This is a genomic window from Pseudomonas sp. ME-P-057, from assembly GCF_030208975.1.
Taxonomy (GTDB): Bacteria; Pseudomonadota; Gammaproteobacteria; order Pseudomonadales; family Pseudomonadaceae; genus Aquipseudomonas; species Aquipseudomonas lutea.
This window is the reverse complement of the sequence record NZ_JARVSX010000023.1, coordinates 190,268-209,576: the sequence shown is the minus strand read 5'-3', so window position 1 is coordinate 209,576 and position 19,309 is coordinate 190,268. Positions and strand designations below refer to the sequence as shown.

Genomic DNA, 19,309 nt, shown 5'->3' with positions numbered 1-19,309 from the left:
CAGCCTAGCTCAGGTTTCTCGGATATCCACCCGAAAACGTAACCGTACATCCACTCGGGTGTAACTAGCGTGACGCAGGCCGTGGCGTCGCGGGCGGCGCCAGGTTGTCGTGGCCCAGCTGATGAAGCGTATCGAGGCGGGCCTTGGCCCGGAACGCGTACTCGCTTTCGGGGTATTGAGTGATGATGAACTGGTAGGTCTGGACCGCGTCCATGTAGAACTTCTGGCGTTCCAGGCACTGGCCGCGCAACATCGAGACCTCAGGCTGCACATAGCGACGGGAACGGCTTTCCCGGTCGACTTTGGACAAGTTGTACATCACTGCGTCACAGTCGCCTTGGGCGTAGGCGCGGTTGGCATTGTTCAAATGGCTGTTCATCGCCCAACGGGTGCAGCCACCCAAGGCCAACAGCGCCACTAATATCATCACGATTCGCATGAGAGTCTCCTGTGTTCAGCCCTTGTATCGGCGTATCGACCAATTTCTTCAAGGCCGATTTGCGCCCCCGCACACCGCCCTGTGACCAGCGATTCGGCGCCCGGGTAGTGCAAACGAACAATGACTACAGAGCAATACAGTAGTAGCCTCTCGCTGCGCTTCATTTAAGGAGTTTGTGCATGACCGTTCGCCGCACCAAAATCGTAGCCACACTGGGCCCTGCCAGTAATTCGCCGGAAGTCATCGAGAAGCTGATTCTCGCCGGCCTGGACGTCGCCCGCCTGAACTTCTCCCACGGCACGCCCGACGAGCACAAGGCTCGCGCGAAGCTGATCCGCGACATCGCCGCCAAGAACGGCCGATTCGTCGCGTTGCTGGGCGACCTGCAAGGCCCGAAGATCCGCATCGCCAAATTCGTCAACAAGAAGATCGAGCTGAAGGTGGGTGACAAATTCACCTTCTCCACCAGCCATCCTCTGACCGAAGGCACTCAGGACATCGTTGGTATCGATTACCCCGATCTGGTCAAGGATTGCGGCGTCGGCGACGAGCTGCTGCTGGACGACGGGCGCGTGGTCATGCGCGTTGACACCCAGACTGCCGATGCACTGCATTGCACCGTGACCATCGGCGGTCCGCTGTCGGATCACAAAGGTATCAACCGTCGCGGCGGCGGCCTCACGGCGCCAGCGCTGACCGAGAAAGACAAGCAGGACATCAAGCTCGCCGCCGAGATGGACCTGGACTATCTGGCCGTTTCGTTCCCGCGCGACGCTGCCGACATGGAATACGCGCGCAAACTGCGTGACGAATCCGGTGGTACCGCTTGGCTGGTGGCGAAGATCGAACGCGCCGAAGCCGTGGCAGACGACGAAACCCTCGACGCGCTGATTCGCGCCAGTGATGCGGTCATGGTTGCCCGCGGCGACCTGGGCGTGGAAATCGGCGACGCCGAGCTGGTGGGCATCCAGAAAAAAATCATCCTGCACGCCCGTCGTCATAACAAGGCGGTCATTGTTGCGACGCAGATGATGGAGTCGATGATCTCCAGCCCCATGCCGACTCGCGCTGAAGTATCGGACGTGGCCAACGCCGTGCTCGACTACACCGACGCGGTCATGCTGTCGGCAGAAAGCGCCGCCGGCTCCTACCCGGTAGAAGCCGTTGAAGCGATGGCGCGGATCTGCGTCGGCGCCGAGCGTCATCCGACCGGCAAGACCTCCAGCCACCGCATCGGTCACTCGTTCACCCGTTGTGACGAAAGCATTGCGCTGGCCGCCATGTACACCGCCAACCACTTCCCTGGCGTGAAAGCGATCATCGCGTTGACCGAAAGTGGCTATACGCCGCTGATCATGTCGCGCATCCGTTCTTCGGTGCCGATCTACGCCTTCTCCCCGCATCGCGCCACTCAGGCGCGCGCGGCGATGTTTCGCGGCGTTTACACCATCCCGTTCGACCCGGCGGCCCTGCCGGCCGGTCAAGTCAGCCAGTCGGCTGTGGATGAGTTGGTCAAGCGTGGCCTGGTTGAGCAAGGCGACTGGGTCATTCTGACCAAAGGCGATAGCTACCACACCATCGGCGGCACCAACGGCATGAAGATTCTGCACGTTGGCGATCCAATGGTTTAAGCAGCACCTCAGGACTGAAAAAGCCCCGCCTCGTGAGAGCGCGGGCTTTTTCGTTAACGCGGGTCAGCTCAGCCTTTCTCCACGAACACATCCGCCAGCAACTGCCCGCGCGGCAAGCCGGTGATGAACAGCCTTTTGGAAAATGCCTCGACGCTCGCGGGCGATCCGCACACCAGCGCGACCGTCTGACGGGATGTCACCCGTAACTCGCCAAGCAGCGTCGCAAGCTGCGCCGTCTCGACCGAGTCCACGGAGAGATTCGGGTGCCGGTGCGCCAACTCGTTCAGCGCCAGGTGCAAGTAATGCTCCTGCGTGTCTCGCGCCAGGTGCAGCAAGCGGATGTCACCCCGATGATCCTGCCGCAAAGCCTCTCGCAACAAGCCCCACAGCGGGCCCAACCCGGTGCCCGCCGCCAGCAGCAACAACGGCCGGTCCTGCCAGTCGGGATCGTAATGCAATGCGCCGCCGCGCAGCTCACCGAGGCGAACCGAATCGCCAGGCTGCAACGTACGGGCGACGTCGACGAAAGCACCCGGACGATGGCATTCGATATGAAACTCCAAAAACGGATCATCCCCCGGCACGCTCGCCAACGAGTAGGGTCGCGCGACGCCGCTCGCGGTCCACAGCACCAGATGCTGGCCAGCGCGATAGCGCAGCGTCCGCTCAGGGGAGAGGCGCAGGCGCAAAACCGATGGGCTTAGCCAGTCCGCCGCCGTGACCTGCGCTGGCAAGCCATCGTTCAAGGGGTCGAAAACTTCGACGGCCAGGTCGTCGAAGACTCGGCACTGACACGCCAGTCGCCAGCCCTGGGCACGTTTTTCAGCGCTCAGTGCCTCGGGCGCGGCGTCCAGCGGTTCGCCCGAAATGCAGCGCACCATGCACGCGTGGCAACTGCCGGCGCGACAGCTGTAGGGCACCGAAAACCCAGCCTCGTTAAGGGCGTCGAGCAGATTGCTGGCAGGCGCGACCGACCATCGTCGGCCGCCTGCACGGACATCAGGCATCGGCGTAATCCCAGGCGCCGTGACAACGGTTGCGGCCCTGATGCTTGGCGCGATACAGCGACTGGTCGGCGCGCTGCAATGCCCGATCCATAAGGTCGCCGCGCTCGATCACGGACATGCCGATCGAAAGGCTCAGGTCCAGCTCGGGAAATTCGGGCAGCGTGACGCGGGTGAACGCCAGCCTGATGCGCTCGCAGCAATCGACCAATTGCGCACGCGTGCAGCGCGGGATCAGCAGCACGAACTCCTCACCACCATAGCGCGCGAGAATATCGTCGGAACGCAGGCATTGCGCCGCGATTTTGCCGAACATCTGCAGCACCCGGTCACCGGCCGCGTGGCCGTGAATGTCGTTGACCCGCTTGAAATGGTCAAGATCGATCAAGGCCAGCCCGGCGGTGTAATTGCCGTCCATGTGCTCCAGCTCGCGGGTGGCAATGCGCAAGAAGTGACGGCGGTTATAGAGATTGGTCAGTTCGTCGGTGGAGGCCAGTTCCTCGAGCTGCAGCATCATCCCGCGAAGGGTTTCCTGGTGCGCCTGCAGGGTAATCCGGCGCTGATGCATACGGTTTCGCGAGTTCTGCACGAACCGCGCAAACAGGCACAGCCAGGAGAAAACGATAAACAGCGCACAGGTTTGAATCACGGCAAGGCCCGGATCAGCGAGTCGTCCGTGGCTGGCGTCCCAGAGATTGACGCCGGCGAATCCCAGCAGCGCAAAAAAAGCGCACCGGGCGAAGACACTGGGCCGCAAATGAAACAGCCCGAACATCAGCACCAACACGTACACCACCAGAAAGGTGCCGCGCGCGGACTCGACGTGGCTGATCAGAAACGTCTGCCAGCCCAGCCCCACTAGCACCTGGAATTCGGTCAGGCTGGGGTCTTTGAAACGCCGGTTGTATCCGCCAAAGAACACCAGGCTCAAGGCAGCCTGGCAGAAGAGCACCAGCACACTGGTGCACCAGATGCCGAAGAAAGACGCATGGTAATAGCCGGTAAAATAGGCCATCCATACGAGCATCAGCCCCAGCACGTAGGTGCCGGTAGCAAGTGCGAAGCGTTTCAGCAATAAACGCTGGATGGTTTGGGCAGTCACTCGTTGACTCATCATGGGTATTAAGGATCCGTCCCGTACCGGCAAGATGACCTGTACTACTTTAAGCCACCAGATCAAGGCAATTCTGCGCCATGCGCGGTAATGCAGGCAGCTTGCCACTGTAGTGCTTGCGCCAAAAAATGACTATTCAAATTCCTGTCTTCCAGACAGCCGTAACGATCTGTTTCATCCATGTATCAGTCAGCGTGTCGAGCGATGAGGACTGTTGATTCATCGCCAGCAGATGTACCTGATCCGGCCTCGGGTTATACTGCCGCGCCTTTTTCAAGCCGACTGCCGATGTGTCGCCCGGCTATCCGACACCTGATCATGATGCAGGCGTCTGATATTAGCGGTACTGTCGCCACCCGCAAATCGAATGTTCCCGCCAAATCAGAGGAGCGCGCCCAATGACCGTGATCAAGCAAGATGACCTGATCCAGAGTGTCGCTGACGCCTTGCAGTTCATTTCCTACTACCACCCCGTGGATTTCATCCAGGCCATGCACGAGGCCTACCTGCGTGAAGAATCCCCCGCTGCACGCGACTCCATGGCCCAGATTCTGATCAATTCGCGCATGTGCGCCACCGGCCACCGCCCGATCTGCCAGGACACCGGCATCGTCACCGTTTTTGTCCGCGTCGGCATGGACGTGCGCTGGGATGGCGCCACCATGGGCCTGGACGACATGATCAACGAAGGCGTGCGTCGCGCCTACAATTTGCCGGAAAACGTCCTGCGCGCCTCGATCCTCGCCGATCCGGCCGGTGCCCGCAAGAACACCAAGGACAACACCCCTGCCGTGATCCACTACTCCATTGTCCCCGGCAATACCGTGGAAGTGGACGTGGCGGCCAAAGGTGGCGGCTCGGAAAACAAATCGAAAATGGCGATGCTCAACCCCTCCGACTCGATCGTCGACTGGGTGCTGAAAACCGTGCCGACGATGGGTGCTGGCTGGTGCCCGCCGGGCATGCTGGGGATCGGCATCGGCGGCACCGCCGAGAAAGCGGCAGTCATGGCCAAGGAAGTCTTGATGGAATCCATCGACATCCACGAGCTGAAGGCACGCGGCCCGTCGAACAAGCTGGAAGAAATGCGTCTGGAGCTGTTCGAGAAGGTCAACCAGTTGGGCATCGGTGCCCAGGGCCTCGGCGGTCTGACCACCGTGCTCGACGTCAAGATCATGGATTACCCGACCCACGCCGCCTCGCTGCCGGTCTGCATGATCCCCAACTGTGCCGCCACCCGTCACGCTCATTTCGTGCTCGATGGCTCCGGCCCTGCTTCCCTCGAAGCGCCGCCGCTGGATGCCTACCCTGAGATCGTCTGGGAAGCCGGCCCGTCGGCCCGCCGCGTCAACCTCGACACCCTGACACCGGAAGACGTGCAGAGCTGGAAGCCGGGCGAAACCGTCCTGCTCAACGGCAAGATGCTCACCGGCCGCGACGCCGCGCACAAGCGCATGGTTGAAATGCTCAACAAGGGTGAAAGCCTGCCGGTGGACTTGAAAGGCCGGTTCATCTACTACGTTGGCCCGGTCGATCCGGTCGGTGACGAAGTGGTGGGGCCTGCCGGTCCTACAACGGCCACGCGTATGGACAAATTCACTCGTCAGATCCTTGAGCAGACCGGCCTGTTGGGCATGATCGGCAAGTCCGAGCGCGGCCCGACCGCCATCGAAGCGATCAGGGACAACAAAGCCGTTTACCTGATGGCCGTCGGTGGCGCCGCTTATCTTGTGGCGCAGGCCATCAAGAAATCCCAGGTACTGGCTTTCCCGGAACTGGGCATGGAAGCGATCTACGAGTTCGAGGTCAAGGACATGCCGGTCACTGTCGCGGTCGACAGCAAGGGCGAGTCGGTTCACATCACCGGTCCTGCCATCTGGCAGAAGAAGATCAGTGAGAGCCTGGCGGTGGAAGTGCAGTAAGCGTTTCGAGCGTTAAAACGAAAAAGCCCGACCTGCGTGTCGGGCTTTTTTGTGGGCCACGGTTGATTGTGGGCTAACCGCGCCGATCCAGCACATTGACCACCAACCGGTCCAGCCACCCCCACACACGCTGTTGCACCCGCCGCCACAAGGGCCGGGATTTCCAGTCCTTCAGGCTGACTTCGCTGCTCACGGCAAAATCACGGGTGAAACTGTCGGCCACCGCAAGGGTAAGCGCCGGGTCGATCGCCTCAAGGTTGGCTTCCAGATTGAAGCGCAGATTCCAGTGGTCGAAGTTGCACGAACCCACACTCACCCAATCGTCGATCAGCACCATCTTCAGGTGCAGGAAGCACGGCTGGTATTCGAATATCCTCACCTGCGCCTTGAGCAAGCGCGGGTAGTAACGGTGGCCGGCGTAGCGAACCGATGGGTGATCGGTGCGCGGTCCGGTCAGTAACAGGCGCACGTCTACGCCACGCGAGGACGCACGACGCAGCGCACGGCGGACTTTCCAGGTGGGCAGGAAATAAGGCGTCGCCAGCCAGATGCGCGTTTCAGCGGTATTCAGGGCGCGTACCAGCGACTGCACAATGTCCTTGTTCTGGCGGGAGTCGGCATACGCCACGCGCCCCAGTCCCTCTCCGCCAACCGGCGCTCTGGGCAGGCGCGGCAAGCCAAACTTCTCCGCTGGCCGCCATGCCCGTCGCCGGGGGTTGGCGTGAAACTGCCGGTCGAACAGCATTTGCCAGTCCACCACCATGGGGCCGCGGATTTCGACCATGACCTCATGCCATTCACTGCTGTTCACGTCCGGGCGCCAGAATTCGTCAGTCACACCCGTGCCGCCCACCACCGCCAGCTCTTTATCGACCAGCAGCAGCTTGCGGTGATCTCGATAAAGGTTGCGCAGGCCTCGCCGCCAATGGACAGGGTTATAGATCCGCAAAATCACTCCGGCCTCGGTCAGCCGTTTGCGCAGGCCGATCGTGAACGCCGCCGAGCCGAAGCCATCGAACAGGCAGCGCACAATCACGCCGCGCTGCGCCGCACTCACCAGCGCCTGCACCACCGCTTCGGCACACGCCCCGGCTTCCACCAGATACAGCTCGAGTTCGATTTGCTGCTGCGCGCCGTCGATGGCGGCGATCATTCGCGGGAAAAAAGCCGGGCCGTCAATCAGCAGGTCGAACTGGTTTTCTTCGCGCCACGGGAAGATCGCCCCCCTCATGAGCGAGTCGCCATGGCGATCAATTCGCAGGCATCGGTGGCACTTGAAGCGCAGGCAGGCAAAGAAGGAAGACGAATGGGCATGCGAACTCCAGAGGGTGCGATGGGCAACCCTATCCGCCTGTCTGACCGCTGGCAAACTTCAACGTTCTATGGCACTGGCGGCAACAACCGGCAGCCCTGTCGCGGGCCCTCCCACTGCGCAGTGCTCTCGCGGCCCAGCCCTGTGGCGGTGATGCGCTTGCTCAGGCTGTCTTCGTCAATCGTGCTGGGCAGCCACTGCTTGACGTAGCTGTGGCAATACTCCGCCGGCGCATTCATGACGAAGCGGCATGAGCAGTACTCCTTGGCGGTGTATGCGCTGATGATGCTGGGGAATACCTGCAGCTGCACGCGCCAGTTCCAGATCAGGCCGGCGATGATGACCAGCAACAATAAGACGAGACTGCTGAACGGGCGGCGTCGGATAAATGATTTGCGAGCGTTCATTTGTCACCCTCCCCGACTACAGCCTTCAGCGCCAGTTTCAGCAGTTGGTTGTGGTCATAGCTGCCGTCGCGATCGTCGGCGTATCGAACGATCACCAGCCCCGCGCTCGGGATGACGTAGAGCGCCTGCCCCCAATGCCCAAGCGCGACAAAGGTGTCGGCCGGTGCATCGGGCCACGGACCTGCTTTGCCGTCCGCCGTGGTGTTCAGCCACCAGTGTCCGCCCGGTGCTTCGTCCGTCGGGGTCAGGGATTTGAACGGCGCGAGGTTGAAATCGACCCAGGCCTTGGGCAGCAATTGGCGGTCCTGCCAGCGCCCGCCGCGCTCCATCAACAGGCCGATGCGCGCCAGGTCGCGGGCCGTCATGTACGCGTAGGACGACCCGACAAAGGTGCCGGTGGCGTCGCGCTCCCACGTCGCGCTGGTGATTCCGAGCAGTTCGAAGAGTGCGGTCCACGGGTAATCGGCGTAGGCGGTTTCCCCGACCATGGACTTCAGCGCGGCCGCGAGGACGGTGCTGTCGCCGCTGGAGTAGCGGTAGGAAGTGCCCGGCGCACTGGCGACGCCGTGCTCGGCGGTGTACCGCGCCATGTCGCCGCGTCCGCGGGTGTAGAGCATCGCCACCACGGATGAGTTGAGTGGCGCGTACTCATAGTCTTCCTGCCAGTCCAGCCCGGAAGCCCAGTGCAAAAGGTCCTGGAGCTTGATGTCGGGATGAACGTTGAACGGCGGATAAAACGTCGCCACCGGGTCTTCAAGCTTGAAACGGCCTTCGCCAAAGGCAACCCCGAGCACGCTCGCCAGAATGCTTTTGCTGATCGACCAGGTCAGGTGCGGGGTGTCTGCCCGGGTCACGCCGCCATAGCGTTCATACACCACTTCGCCGTTGTGAATGATCAGCAGCGCGTCCGTGCGCACGCCTTTGCGGGTGGCTTCGTCGCGGGCCGGGAAGGCGTAGCTCTCAAGGGCGGAAACGGCTTCATTTCGAGTAGTCGGTCGCTCGGACCACTGCGCGGAAGGCCAGGTTTCGGCGGCGGCAGAACAGCTGATGATCAACAGCGCGAGGGTAAACAGCAGGCGGGTCATGGAAGGCTCTCGGGCGCAGATGCAAGCAAACGTAACAGGGAATAATGACAGCGCCTTGAACGAAAGCTGAACGCCCACTGAACGCAACCCTTTGTCACGCAACCATCACCAAAGTTTAATGGGGGTGACACGGCCCCTCCCTAGCCTGAATCCGTACAGCAATGCTCGAACAATCAGTCGACCAGCCTGGACGAAGGCTGGATTACGGAGACGCCGCATGACTCAGATCGCCAGCATTCGAGACACCCGAACCGAACGTCGCCTGCAGGCTGAACGCCTGATCGGTGGGAAGGCCCTGCAGGAAGCACAGGCGTTGCGCTTCAGTGTGTTCAGCGGCGAGTTCAACGCCAGGCTCAAGGGTGCCGAACTGGGCCTGGACATGGATGATTACGACGTCCACTGCATGCACATCGGCGTGCGTGACCTGAGCAGCGGCCGCCTGGTCGCCACCACCCGCTTGCTGGACCACAAGGCGGCCAATAGGCTGGGCCGCTTCTACAGCGAAGAAGAATTCAGCCTGCATGGCCTCGGCCATTTGCAGGGCCCGATCCTCGAACTCGGCCGGACCTGCGTCGACCCGGCCTACCGCAACGGCGGCACCATCGCCGTGTTGTGGAGCGAGCTGGCGGAAATCCTCAACGAAGGCGGCTACAGCTACCTGATGGGCTGCGCGAGCATCCCGATGCAGGATGGCGGCGTGCAGGCTCACGCGATCATGCAACGCCTGCGCGAACGCTATCTGTGCACTGAACACCTGCGCGCCGAGCCAAAGAATCCGCTGCCGAAGATGGACCTGCCCAACAACGTGATCTGTGAAATGCCGCCCCTGCTCAAGGCCTACATGCGCCTGGGCGCGAAGATCTGCGGCGAACCGTGCTGGGACGAAGACTTTCAGGTTGCCGACGTGTTCATTCTGCTCAAGCGCGACGAGTTGTGCCCGCGCTACGCCCGCCATTTCAAGGCAGCGGTTTAATGAGCAGGTTGCGCAGCCATGCGCGTGTGGCCCGGGTGCTCTGGGTGATCGGCCTGGGTCTGGCCATCGCCGGCACGTTTACGTTGATGGAGCGCTCGCGCATCGGCAACTCAATGGTGCGTCGCCAGCGCTGGACTGCCTGGTTCATGAAGCGCCTGAGTGCGGCTCTGCCGTTCCGGGTGAAGGTGAGCGGCACCCTGCCGCGCGAGCCCATGCTGTGGGTGAGCAATCATGTGTCCTGGACGGACATTCCACTGCTGGGGATGCTGGCACCGCTGTCGTTCCTGTCCAAAGCCGAAGTGCGCACCTGGCCGGTGGCTGGCTGGCTGGCCCTGAAGGCCGGCACCCTGTTCATTCGCAGGGGTTCGGGCGACAGCAAGCTGATTCAGAAGCAAATGGGTCAGCATCTCGTCGCCAGGCATTCGCTGGTGATCTTCCCGGAAGGCACGACCACTGATGGCCGCAGCCTGCGCACCTTTCATGGCCGGTTACTCTCGAGCGCGATTGAAACCGGTGTGGCGCTGCAACCCGTGGCCATCCAGTACCTGCGCGACGGCCGCCCGGACCCCATTGCGCCCTTCATCGGCGACGACGATCTGCTGTCGCACTTGCGGCGGCTGTTCGCCAATGACGTGAGTGAGGTCCACATTCACCTGCTATCGCCCATCGCGTCTCGCGGCAAGGAACGTGCAGCGCTGGCGTTTGAAGCGCAGGACGCAGTGAAGGTCGCGCTGTTTGGTGAAGCGGCTCAGCCTGCCATGCCGCTGCGCTCTGCCGCCAAAGCGGCTTGAGCAAACGCGCGGACTTCAGGATAAAACGCGCTGAAGTCATCGCTTAGCGGTTGATACAACGCTTGCAGCTCTTCGTAGACGCCGGCCAGGCCTTCGGGGCGTGAAAGGCGTCGCGATATCCCCGCGAGGGCCGCGCCCACCACCGAAAAATCACGGTACGAACCGAGCCAGTCCTGGGCAGCCATGCGCGGTGCAACCAACGCCAGCCGCTCCGGCAGTACAGGTTCGTCAGCCAGCACGCGGTAAACCCTGGCCGTGAAGTCATCCAGCGGCTCATCGGAGTACCGATGCCAATCCCGCGCCAGGCAGTGATCGAAAAATACGTCCAGTGCAATGCCGGCATAGCGTCGGCGCGCTTCGGGAAATCTTCCCAGCGCCTGCTTGATCAGCGGATGCGAATCGGTGAACGCATCGATACGCCGGTGCAGCCGGATCCCCTGTTCGATATCGATGGGAAAACGACCGGGCAGCAGCCCCTTGACGAAGTCGCCGTACAAGCTGCCCAGCAATTGCGCTGGCGCCGGGCCGCCGAGGTGCAGGTGTGCGAGGTAATTCATGGGGCCTTGCCTTATTGCCGTCTGGCGGGAAACACCGCCGGCCTTGAATTCGTGGAGCGAAGTGGTTCGTGAAGCCTCCGTACATTCGCCATATTCAGCGCGGCTGTAAAGTGACTTTGCGCACACCCGACCGCCCGCGCGGTCACCTTTCGGAGCGATCAACCTCCCATTCATTAGCCCGATATAACCATCTGCGAGCGGCTAAGCACGACTTCATATTTGTATATCGCGATTTATAGATATAAAGTTCGCTCTTTCGCGATACAGCGCTACTGCCCTGAGAACGACATGCCAATCGACATCGACGAAATCATCAAAGCCCTCGCGCACCCGGTGCGGCGTCAAATCCTGGACTGGTTGAAAGATCCCGCGGCGACCTTCCCCGACCAGCATCACACGGTCGACGGCGGCGTCTGTGCCGGGCAGATCGACCAGCGCGCCGGACTGTCGCAATCAACGATTTCAGCGCACCTGGCGACCCTGCAGCGCGCCGGGCTGATCACCAGCCAGAAGCATGGCCAGTGGCATTTCTTCAAACGCAACGACGCCGTCATTCAGGCCTTCTTGCAGCAACTGGCCGAGCGGCTCTGAGCCCATCGCCACCTACCGATTCAGGAGACGCACGTGCCCCTTTCACTTCTAATTCTGGCCTTGAGCGCCTTTGCCATCGGGACGACCGAGTTCGTCATCATGGGTCTGCTCCCGGACGTCGCCCGCGACCTGGGCGTGAGCATTCCCGGTGCCGGCTGGCTGGTCACCGGCTACGCTCTGGGCGTCGCCATTGGCGCCCCCTTCATGGCCATGGCCACTTCAAGACTGCCGCGTAAGGCCGCACTGGTGACGCTGATGGGAATCTTCATCATCGGCAACCTGCTCTGCGCATTGTCCGGGGACTACAACATCCTGATGTTCGCCCGCGTGGTCACAGCGCTATGCCACGGGGCATTCTTCGGCATCGGCTCGGTGGTGGCGGCGGGTCTGGTGCCGGCCAACCGTCGTGCTTCAGCGGTTGCATTGATGTTCACCGGCCTGACCCTGGCCAACGTGCTGGGCGTGCCACTGGGCACCGCGCTGGGCCAGCAAGCCGGCTGGCGCTCGACGTTCTTCGCGGTAACAGTGATCGGCGTCATTGCCTTCATCGGCCTGATCCGCTTTCTGCCAAGCAAGCGGGACGAAGAGAAGCTCGACATGCGCGCCGAACTCGCAGCACTCAAAGGCGTGGGAATCTGGCTGTCGCTGAGCATGACGGCGCTGTTCGCGGCGTCGGTGTTCGCCCTCTTCACCTACGTTGCGCCACTGCTGGGTGAGGTCACCGGGGTCTCGCCTCTGGGGGTGACCTGGACGCTGATGCTGATCGGTCTCGGCCTGACGCTGGGTAACATTATCGGCGGCAAACTCGCTGACCGCCGGCTTGCCGCGACGCTCATCGGCGTGTTCATTGCCATGGCCGTGATTTCGACGGTGCTGAGCTGGACCAGCACGGCGCTGATCCCTGCCGAAGTCACCCTCTTCCTTTGGGCGACCGCTGCGTTCGCCGCTGTCCCTGCCTTACAGATCAACGTCGTGACCTTCGGCAAGGCTGCGCCCAATCTGGTGTCGACCCTGAACATCGGCGCCTTCAACGTGGGCAACGCGCTCGGCGCATGGGTCGGCGGCAGCGTCATTGCCCACGGCTTCGGCCTTACCACTGTCCCGCTGGCCGCCGGTGCGTTGGCCGTGCTGGCGCTGCTGGTGACCCTGATCAATTTTCGTCAGCGCAGCGATGCCGAGTTGGCGCCTGCGACGAGCTGATGCACCCGATATTTACAACTGCGGATCCACCCATTACCGATTCCACTGAGGACTTTATTCCGATGACCACGATTTTTGACCCCATCAAAATGGGCGACCTGGAATTGCCCAACCGCATCATCATGGCGCCGCTGACCCGCTGCCGCGCCGACGAAGGCCGAGTGCCCAACGCGATGATGGCCGAGTATTACGTCCAGCGCGCCTCGGCAGGCCTGATCATCAGCGAAGCCACTTCGGTGACGCCGATGGGCGTTGGCTACCCTGACACCCCGGGCATCTGGTCCAATGATCAAGTGCGCGGCTGGTCGAACGTCACCAAAGCGGTACACGCTGCCGGTGGCAAAATCGTCCTGCAACTGTGGCACGTCGGCCGTGTTTCTCATCCGAGCTACTTGAACGGCGAAACGCCAGTGGCCCCGAGCGCCATTCAGCCAAAAGGCCATGTGAGCCTGGTGCGTCCGCTGTCTGACTACGTGACGCCGCGTGCACTGGAGTTGGCCGAGATCGAGGAAGTCGTCGACGCTTATCGCATCGGTGCCGAGAACGCCAAAGCCGCCGGTTTTGACGGCGTAGAGATCCATGGCGCCAACGGCTATCTGCTCGACCAGTTCCTGCAAAGCAGCACCAATACCCGTACGGACGCCTATGGCGGTTCGTTGGAAAACCGCGCTCGTCTGCTGCTGGAAGTGACCGACGCTGCGATTGAGGTCTGGGGCGCCGGCCGCGTTGGCGTGCACCTGGCACCGCGTGCCGATTCCCACGACATGGGCGACGACAACCTGGCCGAAACCTTCACTTACGTGGCCAGTGAACTGGGCAAGCGCGGCATCGCCTTCATCTGCGCTCGCGAACGTGAACTCGACGACAGCCTTGGTCCACGCTTGAAAGAAGCCTTCGGCGGCGTGTTCATCGCCAATGAGAAATTCACCAAAGCCAGCGCCAACGAATGGCTCGCCAGCGGCAAGGCCGACGCCGTTGCATTCGGCGTGCCTTTCATTGCCAACCCAGACTTGCCTGCGCGCCTGGCCAAAGACGCACCGCTCAACGAACCTCATCCTGAAACCTTCTACGGCAAGGGCGCTGAAGGCTATCTGGATTACCCGACGCTGTAGGCTGCATCGCGCTTTACGTAGTAAAGCGACAATAAAAAGCCCCGACTCGAAAGAGCCGGGGCTGTTTTAAAACACGCTTTCCAACTTACTGCTCTGGATAATCAGTCGCCAGTATATTGCCTTCCGAATCCGTAACGGTGCCATCCGGAAACCTCCAGGTCCCGTCCGGATAACCAACCATGCCGTCGGGGTACATTACGCTTCCGTCAGTATATTGATAGGTGCCGTCCGGAAACTTGACCGTCCCGTCTCCATAAATAATGGTGCCGTCCAGATACTGGACGTTGCCATCGGCATCCGTCACGTACTCGCCGCCGGCATCCGCTATGCGGCCGTCCGGCAGTTGTTTGTCTCCGCTCGCCAGCAGATACGTCCCCACCGGATACAGCAAGGAGACAACACCGGTAATCGTATCAACCACCGACAGCACTTCAGCCAGACGAGGTGGGATCAACGGCTTGGGCGGGAGCACAAACGACGCGGGTGGTTTGACCGGCCCCTTGATCACGGGCTTGGTAGGACGCTGTCTAACAGATGACTGCACTGGTTTTACGGGTTTTACATCGGGCAGTCGGATTACCGGCGGCTTCTTCACCGGTGGCTTGGTAACCGGAGGCTTTTTAATGGGTGGCTTGTCGACTGGTGGCTTTTTAACGGGCGGCTTTTCGACCGGCGGCTTCTTCTTCACCGGAGGTTTGGTGCCGGCTCTGATCTTGGGCAGCTTGGCAGCATTTCGGGCCAGGCCCGCACCGCTGACGATGCTTTTAGTAATCGAAGAGCTTTGGCCGTGTTTAGTGTCGAAAGTTTTCATATTAGTCATCCTTGACTGGTGTAACGAATTAAATCATCGGAAGTTGTATAGTTGTTGTAAGGAGCTTCGACATTAATGCTCCTCAGCGAGTGAGTGGCAAATTAAATACAATTGCCAGCCACTGGTTAGAACACTAACTCAAAACCAAATAAACGCAATTCATGAAGCTGACGAACTATCAAAATCGGAAATAGCCTACAGCGCAACGTCAAAGTTCACCACTGAACTTTACTCGGCGTCACATACCCCGACGACACCCCTACAGCGCCGTCATCAGGGGCGGCTTCACGGTCGGGCATTAATCTGCTGCGACAACGTCTGAATCTGACTCTGCAACGTATTGATCGTCCGCGTCATCTGCCCACGAAACGCGTCGAACTCAGCAAGACTCGCACCGGAACTCGCTGCTGCCGGACGGTTATCCAGCTGGCTTTTCAACACCACCACATCCTGCTCGAGCTGCTCGATCGCCGCACTCCCGTTGGCTTTTTTGAGGGTCGCCACGTCCGCGCTCAACGATTTCACCTGAGCATCCAGACGCTCCTGCTCCGCTTGCGCAGACTTGCCATCCGGCACCGCAGCTTTCAGCGCGGCCAACTCGGTCGTCAGGGCCTTCAACTGATCCTGCAGTTGCTGATTGATCGCTTGTTGCTGAGCACTCTGGCTGCTGATCTGCTCAAGCCGCTTGTCCAGCCCGCCCTGCAGACCCGCAACACCTTGCTGCTGCTTGCTCTGATCGGCCAACTGATCCTGCAAATCCTTGATCTGCGCCTTGAGCGCTTCACTGCTGCTGGCCATGGATTCGGTCGCCACCACCTTGCCGGAGATATCCTGCAAGCGCCCCGCGGCTTCCTCACTGATCCGCGCGAAACTTTCCTGCGTCGCCACCAGTTGCTGCTCCATCAATGAAACCTGCTGGAAGCTCCACCAGCCCAGGCCGCAGAACGCGATAAACAGCACCGCGATCAGCGCCCACAGCGCACCGGTCCCCGGCGCTTTTACTTTGACCACCGGCGTATCACGCGAATAAACCGTGGTGCGCTCGCGCGCGCCCGGCGGTGGCAGGAAGTCATCGTCGTCATCTTTGGCGCTGAGGCTGGGGACGTTATCGACGTCGTCATACGGATCTTTGCGCATGCGTTTACCTTTGAAAAACCGCTGAATCTGGATGGCTCGCAGTATAACCACGGATGTTGACGGCTTTTACACCGGCCCGCCGTGCCGGGCTTTCCACCAGCCGCAGAACTCGTCGAGGGCTGTCCACACGCTGACTTCAGGCTGGTAATCCAGATAATGCCTGGCGCGGCTGATATCAAGCGTGAAATCCCGGTTCATCACCTGCACGCCTAAACGCGACAGCGTGGGTTCAGGTTGTCCCGGCCAGGCGAAACATGCCGCCTCATTCATGGCGGCTGCGCTGTAGGCCAGTCCGTAGGACCGATAGCGCGTGACCGGCGGCAGCTGCAGTTGGCGCATGGCGTAATTGACCACGTCCCAGAGCGGCACCGGTGCGCCGTTGCTGATGTTGTAGGCTTTCCCCAACGCCGAACCCGCCGCCAGCAGGCTGCTGAGCAATGCTTCATTGAGGTTCTGGATGCTGGTGAAATCGACCTTGTTCAGGCCGTTGCCGATGATCGACAGGCGTTTTTTGCGCTGCATCTCCAGCAGCCTCGGGAAGATGCTGGTATCGCCGGCGCCTGTGACGAAGCGCGGACGCAGCGCGATCACCTCCAGGCCAAATTCTTCGGCGCCAAACACTTTCTGCTCGGCCAGGTATTTGGTCGCGGCGTAGTGATTGCCGAAGCGCTTGGGCACCTGTTCCTCACGGATACCGAGGTGCGACTGGCCATCGAAATAGATCGACGGCGACGACAAATGCACAAGCCGCCGAACCCGCTGTTTCAGGCACGCTTCGACGACGTTCTCGGTGACCTGAACATTGCCCTGATGAAAATCCTGACGCCGTCCCCATGTGCCTACCGCACCGGCGCAATGCACCACGGCCTCGACGTCGTCGCACAGCGCCTGAACCAGCTCCGGATCGGAAAGATCACCCTGTATGAACTCGGCGCCGAGCCTGACCAGGTGCTCGACACCCTCTGCACGGCGGCCGCTGACCCGGACGCTCAAGCCCTGCTCCAGGGCAAAACGCGCGAAGCGTCCGCCGATGAAGCCGCCTGCGCCGGTGATCAGAATTTTCATTGCGTGCTCCGTTTGATGTCTTTTGCATAAAGTTGCGATTCAAATCGTGCGAATGTGCCCGAAGGCGCATCGCCTACTGACGCTCACTGGCCGTCCAACGGCACCAGCCATTGGCCTGCAGTCTTCGCCAGATGGTCAGTCAGCTCGGTGAGCAGTTGCCCGCCATTGCGCCAATGATGCCAGTACAAGGGCACGTCGATGCAGTGATCGGTCAGCAATTCGACCAATCGGCCACTGGCCAGCTGGGCGCCAACTTGCAATTCAGGCACCAGCCCCCAGCCCATGCCGGCTTCAACCATGCGCGTAAAACCTTCGGAGGACGGGCACAGATGGTGCTCAAAACCGCCGTCGACACCCAGCGACGCCAGATAGCGATGCTGCAGGAAGTCATCCGGGCCGAACACCAGCGCCGGCGAATGCGCCACTGCCTGTGCTGTGACGCCGGCCGCAAAATGCCGCTCGATAAATTCCGGGCTGGCCAGCGCACGGTAGCGCATGGCGCCGAGCGGTAAACTCCGCGCCCCGGCCACTGGCCGCTCACTGCCGCACAGACACGCGGCCACTTCGCCGGCACGCATCCGTTTGAGCCCGACGTCCTGATCCTCAACCACCAGATCGGTGAGCAAGCGATGCCGGGCACAAAAGTCCCCGACGGCAAGCGCCCACCAGGTGGCGAGGCTGTCGGCATTCAAAGCGATGCGCAACCGCTCCGGCATGCCGCCCTCGTCCAGCGCCGGAACCGCGGCTTGCAAGTCGCGCTCCAGCAGGCGCACCTGCTGGACATGATTGAGCAGGCGCCGACCGATTTCCGTCGGGCTGGGCGGCGTTGCGCGGATCAGCACCGGCTGACCGACCCGCGCTTCCAGCAGCTTGATGCGCTGCGACACGGCGGATTGCGAAAGACCGAGCACTTGGGCTGCACGCTCAAAGCCGGCTTGCTCGATCACCGCTGCCAACGCTGACAGCAACTTGTAGTCGAACATCAGTTTCTCTAATGGGTAATGAGCTTTATTGGTTTTTCTTATACCTGTTCGGGACTGACAATCACCAGCACTGAATCTCAAGGCGAACGTTAATGACTGGCGAGACATCACTTGGCGCATTGCTGCGCAGCATGGCACCGGAGCTGAACGACGGCGAATACGTGTTCTGCACCGTCCCGGATATCAGCAGGGTGGCCGGGGCTGAGGTGCTGGGCAGCATCCGCGAACGCGAAGGGCTGACCGTGATTCTGGAGCGCAGTCAGGCGCAGGCCTCAGGCCTGGACGCCGAATACATCATGGCCTGGATCACCTTGACGGTTCATTCCTCGTTAGCGGCCGTGGGGCTGACCGCCGCGTTCGCCCGCGCCCTGGGTGAAGCAGGTATCAGCTGCAATGTGGTGGCTGGCTTCTATCACGATCACCTTTTTGTCGGAAAAGACGATGCGCTGAAAGCCATGGCTACCTTGAAAGCCCTGGCCGCCGGCGCATGACCACCATCGCTGAACGAGCCTCTTACCTGAGCACCGACCGGAGTCCCTTATCATGTGGCAGAGCTACCTCAACGGCCTGTTGATTTCCCTGGGCCTGATCATGGCCATCGGAACACAAAACGCTTATGTGCTCGCGCAGAGCCTGCGTCGGGAACACCATTTATCCGTAGCCCTGCTGTGCATCGTCTGCGATGTGGTGCTGGTCGCGGCGGGCGTGTTCGGGCTGGCCAATGTGCTTGCCCATAGCCCTACCCTGCTGGCTATCGCGCGCTGGGGCGGAGTGATCTTTCTGCTGTGGTACGGCGCCAAGGCGCTGCGCCGTGCAGTGTCGCCGCAGAGCCTTGCGCAAGGGGACGCCGACGGCCAGCGCTCACGTCGCGCCGTCTTGCTGACGGCGCTGGCGGTGACCCTGCTGAACCCGCACGTCTACCTCGATACCGTGTTGCTGGTCGGCTCGCTCGGCGCGCAGCAAACGGTGCCCGGCGCCTATGTCGCCGGTGCGGCCAGCGCTTCGGTATTGTGGTTCTCGACGCTGGCGATCGGAGCGGCCTGGCTGGCACCCTGGCTCGCGCGTCCGACGACATGGCGCCTGCTGGACCTGATGGTGGCGGTGATGATGTTCGGCGTGGCAGTGCAGTTGATCAGAACAGCGTGAAAACTCATGCGTGCCGCCTCTGTACGGGA

The 19,309-nt window shown here is 61.3% G+C and carries 20 protein-coding genes; 9 read left to right on the top strand and 11 right to left on the bottom strand.

The features are described 5' to 3' along the window. Positions 1-64: 64 nt before the first annotated feature. A complete protein-coding gene (locus QRN48_RS14085; RefSeq protein WP_037014535.1) occupies positions 65-439 on the bottom strand; it encodes a tetratricopeptide repeat protein in 375 nt (124 codons plus the stop codon). 179 nt (positions 440-618) lie between these two features. Between QRN48_RS14085 and pyk the strand changes: the two genes are divergently transcribed. Then, entirely contained in the window at positions 619-2,070 is a 1,452-nt protein-coding gene (gene pyk / locus QRN48_RS14080; protein WP_037014538.1) for a pyruvate kinase, read from the top strand. A gap of 68 nt (positions 2,071-2,138) precedes the next feature. On the opposite strand, the gene QRN48_RS14075 is transcribed toward pyk, so the two are convergent. Together QRN48_RS14075 and QRN48_RS14070 are read right to left on the bottom strand one after the other, a co-directional pair. Next, a complete protein-coding gene (locus QRN48_RS14075) occupies positions 2,139-3,077 on the bottom strand; it encodes an iron-sulfur-binding ferredoxin reductase (RefSeq protein ID WP_285351196.1) in 939 nt (312 codons plus the stop codon). Then, the gene (locus tag QRN48_RS14070) at positions 3,070-4,176 is read right to left on the bottom strand and encodes a GGDEF domain-containing protein (RefSeq protein ID WP_037014547.1); all 1,107 of its coding nucleotides are present in this window, start codon (positions 4,174-4,176) and stop codon (positions 3,070-3,072) included. Before QRN48_RS14070 ends, QRN48_RS14075 begins: the two co-directional genes overlap by 8 nt. A 410-nt stretch (positions 4,177-4,586) precedes the next feature. Between QRN48_RS14070 and QRN48_RS14065 the strand changes: the two genes are divergently transcribed. Further along, positions 4,587-6,110 carry a fumarate hydratase gene (locus QRN48_RS14065; RefSeq protein ID WP_037014551.1) on the top strand — a complete coding sequence of 508 codons (1,524 nt, stop codon included), beginning with the start codon at positions 4,587-4,589 and terminating at the stop codon, positions 6,108-6,110. A 73-nt stretch (positions 6,111-6,183) separates the two neighbouring features. Here the strand turns inward: QRN48_RS14065 and QRN48_RS14060 are convergent, their stop codons facing one another. From QRN48_RS14060 to QRN48_RS14050, 3 genes are all read right to left on the bottom strand, one after another. Beyond that, a complete protein-coding gene (locus QRN48_RS14060) occupies positions 6,184-7,341 on the bottom strand; it encodes a phospholipase D-like domain-containing protein (protein ID WP_191942990.1) in 1,158 nt (385 codons plus the stop codon). A 149-nt stretch (positions 7,342-7,490) separates the two neighbouring features. Further along, positions 7,491-7,829, bottom strand: a complete 339-nt coding sequence (locus tag QRN48_RS14055) for an amidase (protein ID WP_191942989.1) — start codon at positions 7,827-7,829, stop codon at positions 7,491-7,493. Beyond that, positions 7,826-8,914, bottom strand: a complete 1,089-nt coding sequence (locus tag QRN48_RS14050; protein ID WP_191942988.1) for a serine hydrolase domain-containing protein — start codon at positions 8,912-8,914, stop codon at positions 7,826-7,828. The genes QRN48_RS14055 and QRN48_RS14050 overlap by 4 nt, the downstream gene beginning before the upstream one ends. Before the next feature lie 217 nt (positions 8,915-9,131). Between QRN48_RS14050 and olsB the strand changes: the two genes are divergently transcribed. Both olsB and QRN48_RS14040 read left to right on the top strand, forming a co-directional pair. Next, on the top strand, positions 9,132-9,887 hold the full coding sequence (gene olsB / locus QRN48_RS14045) for an L-ornithine N(alpha)-acyltransferase (RefSeq protein WP_191942987.1): 756 nt from the start codon (positions 9,132-9,134) through the stop codon (positions 9,885-9,887). Then, the gene (locus QRN48_RS14040) at positions 9,887-10,678 is read left to right on the top strand and encodes a lysophospholipid acyltransferase family protein (RefSeq protein WP_191942986.1); all 792 of its coding nucleotides are present in this window, start codon (positions 9,887-9,889) and stop codon (positions 10,676-10,678) included. Before olsB ends, QRN48_RS14040 begins: the two co-directional genes overlap by 1 nt. Here QRN48_RS14040 and QRN48_RS14035 read toward each other — a convergent pair. After that, complete coding sequence (locus tag QRN48_RS14035; RefSeq protein ID WP_037014569.1) at positions 10,636-11,235, bottom strand: acyl carrier protein phosphodiesterase; 600 nt, start codon at positions 11,233-11,235, stop codon at positions 10,636-10,638. The two genes, QRN48_RS14040 and QRN48_RS14035, sit on opposite strands and share 43 nt — an antisense overlap. A 288-nt stretch (positions 11,236-11,523) precedes the next feature. Here QRN48_RS14035 and QRN48_RS14030 point away from each other — a divergent pair, with 288 nt between their 5' ends. From QRN48_RS14030 to QRN48_RS14020, 3 genes are all read left to right on the top strand, one after another. Beyond that, the gene (locus QRN48_RS14030) at positions 11,524-11,826 is read left to right on the top strand and encodes an ArsR/SmtB family transcription factor (protein ID WP_037014573.1); all 303 of its coding nucleotides are present in this window, start codon (positions 11,524-11,526) and stop codon (positions 11,824-11,826) included. A gap of 33 nt (positions 11,827-11,859) precedes the next feature. Further along, positions 11,860-13,026, top strand: a complete 1,167-nt coding sequence (locus tag QRN48_RS14025; RefSeq protein WP_285351192.1) for an MFS transporter — start codon at positions 11,860-11,862, stop codon at positions 13,024-13,026. Between the two features lie 62 nt (positions 13,027-13,088). Further along, a complete protein-coding gene (locus QRN48_RS14020; protein ID WP_191942985.1) occupies positions 13,089-14,138 on the top strand; it encodes an alkene reductase in 1,050 nt (349 codons plus the stop codon). An 85-nt stretch (positions 14,139-14,223) separates the two neighbouring features. On the opposite strand, the gene QRN48_RS14015 is transcribed toward QRN48_RS14020, so the two are convergent. The 4 genes from QRN48_RS14015 to QRN48_RS14000 form a co-directional block, all read right to left on the bottom strand. Next, a complete protein-coding gene (locus QRN48_RS14015; protein WP_285351189.1) occupies positions 14,224-14,949 on the bottom strand; it encodes a hypothetical protein in 726 nt (241 codons plus the stop codon). 285 nt (positions 14,950-15,234) lie between these two features. After that, entirely contained in the window at positions 15,235-16,086 is an 852-nt protein-coding gene (locus QRN48_RS14010) for an ATPase (RefSeq protein WP_191942983.1), read from the bottom strand. Positions 16,087-16,152: 66 nt separating this feature from the next. Further along, the gene (locus tag QRN48_RS14005; protein WP_191942982.1) at positions 16,153-17,151 is read right to left on the bottom strand and encodes an NAD-dependent epimerase/dehydratase family protein; all 999 of its coding nucleotides are present in this window, start codon (positions 17,149-17,151) and stop codon (positions 16,153-16,155) included. 83 nt (positions 17,152-17,234) lie between these two features. Beyond that, complete coding sequence (locus QRN48_RS14000) at positions 17,235-18,134, bottom strand: LysR family transcriptional regulator ArgP (RefSeq protein WP_191942981.1); 900 nt, start codon at positions 18,132-18,134, stop codon at positions 17,235-17,237. Positions 18,135-18,226: 92 nt separating this feature from the next. Between QRN48_RS14000 and QRN48_RS13995 the strand changes: the two genes are divergently transcribed. Then, positions 18,227-18,625 (top strand): ACT domain-containing protein, encoded by a 399-nt coding sequence (locus QRN48_RS13995; RefSeq protein WP_191942980.1) that lies wholly within the window; start codon positions 18,227-18,229, stop codon positions 18,623-18,625. A 52-nt stretch (positions 18,626-18,677) separates the two neighbouring features. Then, a complete protein-coding gene (locus QRN48_RS13990; RefSeq protein WP_285351186.1) occupies positions 18,678-19,280 on the top strand; it encodes a LysE/ArgO family amino acid transporter in 603 nt (200 codons plus the stop codon). The last annotated feature ends 29 nt before the right edge of the window (positions 19,281-19,309 follow it).